The organism is Vibrio sp. S11_S32 (genome assembly GCF_014694465.1).
GTDB classification, from domain to species: domain Bacteria; phylum Pseudomonadota; class Gammaproteobacteria; order Enterobacterales; family Vibrionaceae; genus Vibrio; species Vibrio algicola.
Genome location: NZ_JAAUWS010000068.1, coordinates 1 through 10,787, shown reverse-complemented (window position 1 = coordinate 10,787; position 10,787 = coordinate 1). Strand labels below are relative to the sequence as shown.

The following is a 10,787-nucleotide window of genomic DNA, read 5'->3' as shown; positions in this document are numbered from 1 at the left end:
TTTAGATACCCTGTTTGCCATTAGCACTAGCTAACGGTGATTTGTTGTATCTGGCGTTTGCCAATTCAACTAAAAAACAACCTGGTGACTGCTTTTGTCACCATCAATATCACTACCGGCATTTTGCTGGTGGTTAACTTTGCGCGCACCGCGCACATTAAGGAATATTCTATGTTAAAAATTAACTTAAATTCACCTGAAGGTAATATTTTTTATCTTCTAGGTGTGGCAAAGCGACTAGCCCCACAAATGGGCTTAAACGCTGAAGAAATTGTCACTGAAATGAAAAGTGGGACGTATAACAATGGGATAGAAGTGTTTAAAAAACACTTTAGATATGTTGTTAGGATCGAGGGCGAGCTATGAAAGTAGTAAGTCTTAATCAAGGTACTGAACAATGGCTTGAATGGAGAAAAACTGGTGTCGGTGCATCTTCGGTTATGACCATACTAGGTCTAAGTCCATATAAAACCGCCTATATTGAGTGGGGGGAGATATGTGGTTTCTGGGATGCTGATGATCTAAGCCGTAACCCTAATGTAATCAGGGGTGTTAGATTTGAGGATGAAGCTCGAATGAAGTATCAAAGTAAAACCGGTTCGTATTATCGACCGATTTGCATTGAATCAGAATTAGGCTCACCTTGGATAGCATCGCTTGATGGGTACAATCAAATACTAAATGAGGTGTTGGAAATCAAATGTCCATCGCCTAGTACATGGATTGATATCGTTGAAAATAAAAGGCTTAGTAAGTCTTTTAGACTGTATTACACCCAAGTTCAGTATCAAATGTTTGTGTCTGGTGCTAAGAAAGGGAAATTGTTGTTCTACAACATTGAAACTGGTGAAATGGTCGTTTTTGAAATCGAACCAAACATTGCTTATCAGCAATGGTTGAAAGATGAAGTTGCGGCATTTTATCACCATGTAATTTTGCGTAATCCACCTGAATTAGATCCTGAAAGGGATCTGGTAACACCGGAGACAGCAAAAAACATAAATAAAGCAGAATGGCTTGAAATTGCATACACAACGGTTCAGTTGATGCAAAAGGAAGCGATGTTGTCTGCTGAGTTAAAAGCCACTAAGGAACTAATTAAAACATCACAAACCGAGTTTATTGACCACTTAGGTAACTTTAAACAAGGCGAGATAGAAGGTGTTAAGTTGGCGATTAGTGAACGCAAAGGGCGTGTTAATTATGAGGCTGCATATAAAGAGCTATCAGAGTTGACAGGGCAGGATGTGAACGTTGAGACACATACAGGTAAGAAGTCTTACTCGTATAGAGTAGCTATCAATAAAAAGCGTGGTCAGGAAATTACCACTGCGGCTTTATCGGTAGTGAAACAAAAATTAAATGATGAAATTAATGCACTGAAAACGTTTAGTTCTAGTGATGAAGATTCATTGCTTAATATATTTTAAACCAAGTGGATAGTGTAAAAGCTAGTCATTTCAATGTGTCAAAAGGCACTACAATTAAGGTCACGTTATGTCTATTTACAGAGAAACAACAAGAGAAAAAAATGCTCGCATATTGCGGGATGTAAAAGAACTAGCTCATGGTAATTGGACTAGGGTTTTATCTTATATTGAGCCGAAAATTGAAGGTGCTGCATCGGGCTTTACTGGCATAAAAAGACCGGCAATAAAGTGTCCGTACCACAATGCTAAAAGCAATACGTCTTTTAGGTTTTTAAAAAGTGGAGATGAAACGGGTGCGTGTGGCTGCTTTACTTGTGGCGTATGGAAAGATGGTTTTGATTTTCTAATGAACGCTTGTCACATGACGTTCCCTGAAGCTATCAAACAAGTCGCTGACGCAGTTGGCTATACTGACCATGAGGAAGTGACCGAAGAAGAACGTCAGGCAACGTTAAAGCGCATTGCTGAAGCGAAACGCAAGCGCGAAGAAAATGAGAAAATACAACAAGCACTAAACATTAAAGCTAGAGATAGAATGTTACTTTCTCTAAGTAAAATGTGGTTGGAAGCTGTTGCATTGGACCATGACCTGGCAAAACCAGCACGTTCGTATTTTAAAAATCGAGGGCTTGGAAATGTTGGAACGCTTAGAGGTGAGATCGTATTTCATCCAGCGTTAGAATATCGAATATTTGACAAAGAAGCAGGGACTTTCCATTTAGCTGGCAAGTATCCTTGTATATTGAGTCAAATTCGCAACGCTACAGGTGTGCCGGTACGAATTCATAGAACGTACATTACGGAAGAAGGGCAAAAGCTCATGCTTTCTGATGAAAGTCCTAAGAAGATGACACCAGCAATACCACTTGTACCGATTACGGGCGGTTCAATTCAGTTGTCACCGGCTGGAACAAAAGTTATTGGTATTGGAGAAGGGTTGGAAACAACTCTTGCTGCAATGAAAGTAACAAAGATGCCTATGCAATGTTGTATCAACGCTCAATTACTATCAAGCTGGCTACCAGCTAAAGGTACTGAGGTTGTGTTTGTTTGGGTTGATAAAGACAGGTCAAAAACTGGTATACTAAGAGCTAAAGAGTTAGAAGAACGTTTAAAAACGTATGGGGTGAAAGTTATCCTGTGTGAGCCACCTTTACCGATTCCTGAAAACGAGTCGGGTATTGATTGGGCTGACGTTTTAAATTCAATTGGGTCTGATGGATTTCCAGAAGAAGCGAAGAACTGGCAACAATACCTATAAACAAGAATGGAGGGTTATTCCTCCATTCTTGCTGTTTATAGGTAAATAAATTAAAGGCTAAATTTAATGTCTATCAATATTTCCATATACGCCACAAAAGAAGAAAACAACCTATCCCACGTTTACTGGGCGGTTAAATTCGACCACGCAACCGCATCTGAATTGATGCGTCCAGAGTGTATAAGCGGTGTAATGGCCATCGAGTTTGATAGAATAACAAAGTACAGCTCCATACAGTGTGCAATGGCTGAATTAATGGCGGTGAATGCCATTGTCAATCCCAGTCTGAAGGACGTTATCTCTATTAAGAAGCTAACTAATTCTCACGATGTATGTATCCAGTTTTACCAGCAAGATTCTTATGAAGCCTTCATGCAGCCATTAGCCGATGTTCATCCTTTTGCTAAGGCATTGAATTCGTGTTCAACGACTTCACGGACAATGTTGCCATACTGCAAAGGTAAAATTAGTGATGATTTGGATAAATTTGTTATTAACGATAGCGCACCAACGGAAACGTTTAGTGCTGAGTTATTGCAAAAACGAGTGCAAATGAAGTTACAAGGTAACGATTATGGCGTTACCGTTTATGCTGTCACTTCATTTTCTAAGAAATCGTTTGAGTCGGAGTTAATTCGAGATCAAGTTGCGTACAATCCCTTTGGAATGTTGTGCCGATTTGTTGAGAATTGTACTTCAGAACCAATTGAGCGATTGTCGAGCGGAGGGAATCAAGAGTTAGCTTATAGAATAAATGATGACGATATACACATATTATTATCATCGTATGTTTCTAAAGCTGAGATAGAACCTAGCCAAAAATGCCCTGACACGATCATGTTGACATACCAAAATAACATCCATGAAAGGAACATTCATCCTCTCATGCTTAATGAAGATTATTCTTCAACAAAAAAGGAATATCCAATGGACATTGATATAAAAGAAATGCGAAATCGCACTAGTGTTGATATGAAACTAATGCTACTTAGAAACGCTCTATTCTTTGAGATTAAAGACACAGGCTATAACGGTCACATTCGGATTAAGAAAAACCGAGGTGATCTTGAAATTGCGTTAATGGTATATAAAATCATTTGTGATGCTTCAATCCGCTTAGGTAATTTCTTATCGAAATCCCCCCCTAAACTTATTGTAGAAACCAATTTGCAAGAGTTGGGCGAATCATTTAAAGACCCAAAAGTGCTTCTTAACATGCCTAGCGCGACAGTAGTTGTGACAAATGAAGTTGCACTGGCAATGGCATATTCAGCGCAAAATAGATGCGAGTTAGTTTTCAATGAAAACATAGCTGTAGATGGTTGTTACCATTTCCCAGAAATTGATGAAACAACTCTTTATTTTTTCCAGTGTTTCAAACGAAAATTTGCCATAAATGGCAGAGATGAATACTTGGATAAGCATCAGTTAACACCACATGTGATAACGCGCTATGTTCAACGTAGTTCAATTTTTAAGACTGAATATAATGCAATGAACCATATTCAATTCGACTTAAAATCAAATGGTTACAAAGCTGTAAAGCAAGATGGTGATTTTTATTATTTTCATAGCAAGCGCACAAAAGGCGTATATGTTATGAAGAATACTAGTACAGCGCCTAATCGCTATCGTTTTACCTTATTAACTTACTTTGAAACTTCTGATTTGGCAGCTTATTTAAGAGGTCAGGATTTAGATTTGAAGAAGTTGAATTTTGACAATATTGAATCAGAAATAATCTATACAATAGATATTGAAGAAGATAATTTAGTTCAAAAACTAATATAATAAGAAAGTCAAAACCGACCAGCATTTAAAATGTTGGTCGGTTTTTTTATGGCTCTTAAAAGTGGTAGGTTATACCGATCTGTCCACCGTCCATCTTAACATTTCCTGTATCGACATAACTAATATAGCCACCATCAACAGTTACGTTCTTGGTAAGGCTTACCGTCAATCCCGCTCCATAAGAGAAACCAGATTCATCAAAATCATTTGAACTTGCATTGATTGTCATAGAGGTAACACCAGCTAAAGCGTATGGTGTGATCGTTAGCCAGTTAGTTAAGACAAAGGGGAATTGCGCTCTAGCGTAAGCTCCGACCGTATGGTCCAGCGATACTCTTTCATAATTACTTGAATTAGTTTGTAGATTGTCGTCCTCTACGCCACCAGACAGTCGAAATTCAGCGCCAAAGTAATCTGAAGCCTGATAGCCAAGGGTTAGCTCCACTGCGTTTAGGTTTGCATTTTCGCTGCTATCTAGTGCCGCATTTAGAATTGAATAATTAACACCAACATAAGCAGGCATTTCATATTGCCAGTCATATTGATCTTGCGGATGGTACTTATCAGAAGCAAAACAATTTGTAGTGGCTGCTAGGCTTGCCAGTGCAGCAATACCTATAAGTGTTTTCTTTAACATAAAGATTCCATTTTCATCATTGGTCAATAGAAGCAATGGTACATTGGCACCAAGAAAAGAATGGATTTAGGGGGGGGGAGTGTTGAATATTTGACTTTTCGAATAACATATTTACTATATAACAAACAACCTATCCTACGCTAGTTTGGGAGTTTAATTCGTGAGCATTCTAACCAGTCATACATGTGGTTCATGTAATAAATGTTCAGCGTTATTTCTTGATTCACTAGATGATTATCTATATCAGTTTGATACTGGTATAGAAATCGAGCGTGTATTGAATAATGTTGGACAACCCGCAAAATCGACTGTAACTATTAATATCGGTCATCACGCGCCATTTTTAAATCACGACCAGTTAAAAACCATATTAGACTTGGCCCTGAATGACGATCCAAAAATAGCAGTTAGAGAACGAGCTATTTTCACCCATAATTGCCTACGGAACATACTTTTAAAGTCTAAATTTTTTTTAGACAAACCTTTTTATTTACCCCAATCTGAACTGAAGAAAATCGTCATTGGTCAACGTATCCAGTGGAAAAAAAGAGGATCACCAAAAGAAACTTCGTTCGGTATCGTTGTTGAAATTCTGCAACGCCATGAAATCTTATTGGATAAAATAGGAAGAACGATTGTAAATTATAATACGCAACAAATGAGAACGATGGATGAACCACAAAAAAACACCTGCTTTGTAGCAATAGAAGAAAGAAAAATAACAGACAAAGCTAAGTTTACAGCAAAGAAAAACCATGATGTTCACCGAGAACAATTCTGCACCAAGCCACCGTTACGTTGTGTTTATCCGGATCAAATTATTTCGCTTGAGAGTGAATTTGTACCATTTAAAGACCGAGCGGTGCTCCCTAAACCAAATCAATTAGAAAAGAAAAAGTCACAATAAAACGCTTACCTTCGGGTATGCCACTGCATACCCGAATTATTTCTGAATAAACCTTATCTTTATACTTCTGTTTCTATCTGAAACTTATGAATAAGGCTTGCTAGTTCTTCTTGTGTTGAGTTTACATAAAGCGTTGTTGCGTCCAACGATTTTTGCCCCAACAAATCCCTTAATTTAACTGCATCACCACCATAAGAGATTATAGTATTTGCAAAATACTTTCTAAATGAGTGTGTACCTAATGGATAGTCCAACTTTAAGTGTGTCTTTGCTTTTGCCAAATGCTGATTTGCTCCATTGGTGCAAACTGGCAATCCATCACTATGATGATGATCATTAGCAAAGAGAAAATCTTTCCCATTTTCAGGTACTTTTTTCCACTTTCTTTCGCTGATTATTTCTTGTACTAGAAACTCAATTTCCTCATTTATGTAGACTGTATGTTTTGCCTTTTTCGCTGCAATTGACTTCAATTTATCGACAATATCATCACTAATGTCTACATTTTTACTATCTAGCCCATTGTCCTTTATATGCTTATTCTTTAGCCTAGTGAGAGCCATGTTATATGTTTTTTGCTGAATAACGTCAAAGTGAGGTTTGAATTTATTAGAGTTTTCACTTATAAAATCTGAGAACATCAACCAGCTACAATCGCTATATCTCAAACCAGTGAGTGCGCTCATATAAAAGGTTCTAGCAACCGATGGGTTTCTATCAAAGACAAAATCATAAATAGCAAAGAACTCTTTCTTTGACTTTGGTGGTAATGATGCGAGTTTAATTTTTTTCTTAACAAGCTGATCGGAATCATCCCTTTTCAGGTCAACCCGCCTTATTTTTCTATTTTTAAGTGCGTTACTCATATAACTCTATTCCAGATTTAAGTTGCTGATTTATCAGCATTTATTTTAAGTATTTATTTTTCATGGTGTATTTTACCAAGCATACTACTAGTAATACTTACTAGTTTTACTAGTAAAGCACATATCTAGTGGTTTTGGTATGGTGGTTAGTGCCATTCCTTGTATTTTTTCTATCATTACACTGTCACTTATACGTTAGTCAGATTGACTTTATCATATTTCGATAATATCGAAATATGTACATTATCTTATTATCTTATTATCTTATTAGTGTAATACTGCCGCTATGGTACTTATGGTAATATTATTGGTGTGCGTAGGTTTGATGGATGTATTCGATTGAGATTGGATAGCGATGTTATTATCTTATTATGATAATTGAGTTGTTAGTGTGGGCCAGAAGTGTGAGCTATAAAAGCAAACTCACATTCCTGGCCACATTATAGTGTGGATGTTTCTGCGGAGGACTATTCGCTTACAGCTTCAGTTCCGCTACATTTCTTTGTTCAAATTCTTGCCTTGCTTTGGCGAGTAACACTGAATAAGTTAGCCTGTTTCCGTCAAGAAACCATTTGTTGTTGTATAAAAATGCCTCTATTGCGTCAATGTCACGCATGGCAAATTCATTAGTGTTGCTCCATTTTTTAACTTGTTGATGCCTTAAATGATCAAGAGTTGCATCATAGTCAGATAGGGTTATTTCATCTAAAGAAGAGCTGACATTATTAATTGTTTTCATGGGGTAATTTCAATTGCTGGTTAGAGAATATTAGTCTATTAATGCTTTAATGTCGTCAACACTCAGCCCTTTACTATCCAAGTCTTTTAGTGCTTCTTCTAAAATCCTACGCTTTCTGATGACTTCCATTTCTTGCTGATCTAGTTGTTGAATGAACTGGTCAAGCTGGTGATTGATTTTGCTTTTCAAGCTGATCAAATCTTGCTTATTAAGACCGGACACCGACGACTTTATAAATGCGCTACTTTTTAATTTTTTTAGATTTTCATTTTGTTTTTTAGGTGTATTTGACATGGTAATTCCCAAATTTACATGGATAGGTATTTATTAAAATAAATTTTAAACCATATAGGAAGCATACACACAAGGGAGGGGGGGAGGTCTTTAAAGAAGCGGCATTTAGAATAGATTAATTACAGGCAAAACTTTTGTACTTTTGAAACGTAATGGATATAAGCAACTAAAATCACTGCGCTAACAACATACAAGCCACCAAAGTAGCTGACAACTGACGCTGCAATGCCTATTGATAACACACCAACCAACCTTAAAACAGCTTTGTGTTTTTTCTGAGTAAAAAAATCAAACATGACTACAGCATAAACAACAACAAAAGCTACTATTGTTAGAGCAAGCCCAGCACCGCCAAAAACATTCAAATCCATAAACAACACACCCCAATAAGTTAGAACAAACATTATAACACGTAGTAGTGAGAATACATATCCCCCCCCCAATACCGAGCGCAAATGTCAAAAACAATATAGTGGTCACATAATATTATGAGCATGATAAGAGTTGAATACTATATGGCACTTTCATTCCTGAAAAGAAACAAAAAACCGACCAAACAATCCAATCAAATAAACGTCAATTATCTACAGCCAGTCGACAATGGTTGGTACGAAGTACCACCACTAAATTACTGGACCGAAAAACATAATGACCAAATTCAGCGAATATTAAGCTCTGCACGAATGAATAAAATTCAGCTAGGCATATATTACCAAACTGTTATAGACAATCTCATACTATATATTCAAGGTCTTCCAGCTTCTCAATACAACCACCATCAACATATCGGTGGATTAATCGATCACGTTCTCGACGTTATGTACATATCAGGAACGTACCGTCGTAATTTTCTATATTCAGAATCAGGCAAAGAATTAGACGTTGAAAATGAAGCTGATGTTTTTGCATACGCATGTTTCTGTGCTGCCGCTTTACATGATATAGGTAAAATCATTACTGACATTGAAGTAGTTTATAAAAGCAACATTGATAGTAAGCCGAAGGCTTGGAATCCGACTAGTCAACCACTAGCTGAAGGGTCATTCTACAAATTTAGATATAGAGCAATGAGAGGGCATAAAGCCCATACTTCTGCCGCACCTATAATGCTTACGCACATTATACCGGAGGAAGGTGTAAGTTGGATTAGAGGCTACCCAAAGCTATTCCAGTTCTGGCTACAATCTATCGCTGGTCAATATCAAGATGGTGGTGCGGTAGCTGACGTATTAAAATATTCTGATGCAAAATCAGCCGAAAAGAACTTGTTGTCGGGTACTAATGTCGAAGCTAAAAATGAAGCCGGTGTGAAATATTCCGGTGGTTCTACGTCACCGGTAGAGATCGTCTTTAACATGTTGAGAATGGCTATCGAATCAGGTCAGGTTAAAACCAATAAAGCCGGTGGCATGATGTGGGTATCAGAAACACATGTATATCTCGTATCAAAGCCGACAGTTGAAACTTGCCGTCGTTTAGCACAAGAAACCGGATACACCGTGCTACCTACAAATAATATTATTATTTTTAGTATGCTATGCGAAGCTGGATACACAGAAAGACACCATGAAACGGATGATTTAGTTCATCACATTTTAGTTAAAGCAGTACAGGAAGATAATTCAGTCTGGGAGCAACAGCTTACATTCTTAAAAATGCGGAAAGACAAGTTAGATCCTAATAACACGTTAGGATTACAAGAAGCGAATGCGACATTTGAGGACAAAACAACTCAAGATGGACGAAAAGCCAAAGCTAAACAACAAAGTACCCCTGAAACTACCCATGCAAAAGAGTCGAGTAAATCAAAAGACACTTCGAAAAATGATACCTCCAACAGCATAATAAGCATGGACCTAAGCAGTACACACAAACCACCAACCAAGAAGAGTGCGAGTGCGACCATTGTTGTTCCAACCAAAAAAGTGACAAAAAAATCAATGCCAAAAGCTGGTAATCCAGTTGCCGCGCCAAACTCAAACCCAATGGCTAGTACAACAGTTCAAACAAAGGTTAGTGAACCGGTTGTCGCGCCAAACTTAAACCAAATCAATGACGACAATATGCACCAGAAAATCACTCAAGGGAACGTGAGAAAAGGGAACATAAACCCATTTTCCGTACCAAATAAACCGCAAGAACCAATGAGAATGCAAAACCCAAACCCACTAGCCGGGTTAGCTTCAAGAGATCGTCAATCACTAGATGAATTCCAAAGAGGTAATGCTCTCGTTAGTGCTTGGAAGAGTGATAAAAACACTGTGATGGATGTATCAGCTAAGGATTTTCTACATTGGTTAGCTGAATCAATAAAAAACCAAAAAATTAAACACAATCACAACAGAGCAGCGGTTGTAATCGCTATCACAGAAGGGTTTTTTATATGTAGCCCTAACGTGTTCAATATTTATGAGTCAAGTCACAATGATAAGAAGATCAACAGATCTAAAATAATTACAGAGTTAAGGAAAAGCCATCAACTAGAGTTGGATTGTAATGCCGAGGTAGCAAGGCAATTAATTATAAATAAGACCAAAAAAATTACGCTTAATGGATTTATTTTAAAAAATGGAACGCTACCAAAATTACCGATACTAGAGTCGAACATAGCCACCTTGATTTCATAGCGACACACAATAACAATAAAACTTCAACATTCGCCATGCAAAGTTTTGTAAAAAAAATACCAACTGAGCAAAAATTAAACTGAAGTGTTGAGTTATTTGAACAAAATTGGCTTTGTTGCATCGCTCGATAAACAATCAATTAGGCAATACTGTCAGGGTCGGTTATTATTTTAATCGACCTTTCATATCAGAATAATTAACAAATGCCTTACAAATACAACCAAACTAAACAGCA

The 10,787-nt window shown here is 37.3% G+C and carries 11 protein-coding genes; 6 read left to right on the top strand and 5 right to left on the bottom strand.

The window, feature by feature from the left end; genetic code table 11:
- Nucleotides 1-171: 171 nt before the first annotated feature.
- The 4 genes from HC723_RS15685 (at nt 172) to HC723_RS15670 (ending at nt 4,482) form a co-directional block, all read left to right on the top strand.
- Complete coding sequence (locus HC723_RS15685) at nt 172-366, top strand: hypothetical protein (RefSeq protein ID WP_190339742.1); 195 nt, start codon at nt 172-174, stop codon at nt 364-366.
- Nucleotides 363-1,430, top strand: a complete 1,068-nt coding sequence (locus tag HC723_RS15680) for a lambda-exonuclease family protein (protein ID WP_190339741.1) — start codon at nt 363-365, stop codon at nt 1,428-1,430. Before HC723_RS15685 ends, HC723_RS15680 begins: the two co-directional genes overlap by 4 nt.
- Nucleotides 1,431-1,497: 67 nt before the next feature.
- Nucleotides 1,498-2,691 carry a toprim domain-containing protein gene (locus HC723_RS15675; protein WP_190339740.1) on the top strand — a complete coding sequence of 398 codons (1,194 nt, stop codon included), beginning with the start codon at nt 1,498-1,500 and terminating at the stop codon, nt 2,689-2,691.
- A gap of 66 nt (nt 2,692-2,757) precedes the next feature.
- A complete protein-coding gene (locus tag HC723_RS15670; protein ID WP_190339739.1) occupies nt 2,758-4,482 on the top strand; it encodes a hypothetical protein in 1,725 nt (574 codons plus the stop codon).
- A 55-nt stretch (nt 4,483-4,537) separates the two neighbouring features.
- On the opposite strand, the gene HC723_RS15665 is transcribed toward HC723_RS15670, so the two are convergent.
- Nucleotides 4,538-5,119 carry a porin family protein gene (locus HC723_RS15665; RefSeq protein ID WP_190339738.1) on the bottom strand — a complete coding sequence of 194 codons (582 nt, stop codon included), beginning with the start codon at nt 5,117-5,119 and terminating at the stop codon, nt 4,538-4,540.
- Between the two features lie 160 nt (nt 5,120-5,279).
- Here HC723_RS15665 and HC723_RS15660 point away from each other — a divergent pair, with 160 nt between their 5' ends.
- Nucleotides 5,280-6,026, top strand: coding sequence for a hypothetical protein (locus tag HC723_RS15660; RefSeq protein ID WP_190339737.1), 747 nt, complete (start codon nt 5,280-5,282; stop codon nt 6,024-6,026).
- A gap of 59 nt (nt 6,027-6,085) precedes the next feature.
- Here HC723_RS15660 and HC723_RS15655 read toward each other — a convergent pair whose 3' ends face one another.
- From HC723_RS15655 to HC723_RS15640, 4 genes are all read right to left on the bottom strand, one after another.
- Nucleotides 6,086-6,892, bottom strand: coding sequence for a tyrosine-type recombinase/integrase (locus tag HC723_RS15655; protein WP_190339736.1), 807 nt, complete (start codon nt 6,890-6,892; stop codon nt 6,086-6,088).
- A 475-nt stretch (nt 6,893-7,367) separates the two neighbouring features.
- Nucleotides 7,368-7,631 (bottom strand): hypothetical protein, encoded by a 264-nt coding sequence (locus HC723_RS15650; protein ID WP_190339735.1) that lies wholly within the window; start codon nt 7,629-7,631, stop codon nt 7,368-7,370.
- 30 nt (nt 7,632-7,661) lie between these two features.
- Nucleotides 7,662-7,925, bottom strand: a complete 264-nt coding sequence (locus HC723_RS15645; protein ID WP_190339734.1) for a hypothetical protein — start codon at nt 7,923-7,925, stop codon at nt 7,662-7,664.
- A 119-nt stretch (nt 7,926-8,044) separates the two neighbouring features.
- Nucleotides 8,045-8,296 carry a hypothetical protein gene (locus HC723_RS15640; protein ID WP_190339733.1) on the bottom strand — a complete coding sequence of 84 codons (252 nt, stop codon included), beginning with the start codon at nt 8,294-8,296 and terminating at the stop codon, nt 8,045-8,047.
- Between the two features lie 144 nt (nt 8,297-8,440).
- Between HC723_RS15640 and mobH the strand changes: the two genes are divergently transcribed.
- Nucleotides 8,441-10,552: a MobH family relaxase gene (gene mobH / locus HC723_RS15635; protein WP_190339732.1), complete on the top strand. Its 2,112-nt coding sequence runs from the start codon at nt 8,441-8,443 to the stop codon at nt 10,550-10,552.
- The last annotated feature ends 235 nt before the right edge of the window (nt 10,553-10,787 follow it).